1 pseudogene is annotated in these 289 nt (G+C 28.7%); it reads left to right on the forward strand.

The features are described from left to right. Positions 1 to 220, forward strand: a pseudogene (locus tag V6246_RS18325) (stage II sporulation protein M); the annotation flags it as partial. Between the last annotated feature and the right edge of the window lie 69 nt (positions 221 to 289).

The following is a 289-nucleotide window of genomic DNA, read 5'->3' on the forward strand; positions in this document are numbered from 1 at the left end:
AAGAGGCATGAAAGATGGTGTTAAAATATTAATTAGTACGTTTCCGTTGACTATTGCAGCCGGTTTTTTAGAAGGTTTTGTAACTCGATATTCTAACATTATGCCAAATTGGTTATCGGTTGGCATCATTTTAATAACGCTAGGTATTATTTCATTTTACTATTTAGGTTACCCATTTATCGTAAATAAAAAACTTAAAAAATCATATGGAATTATATAAATCAAGAGGTTTTAGTGAGTTTTTTCAAGATACATTCGCGTTTATTAAACAAAACGGAAAACACTTTTT

It is taken from the genome of Algibacter sp. TI.3.09 (genome assembly GCF_038154905.1).
In the GTDB taxonomy this organism is placed as follows: domain Bacteria; phylum Bacteroidota; class Bacteroidia; order Flavobacteriales; family Flavobacteriaceae; genus Algibacter.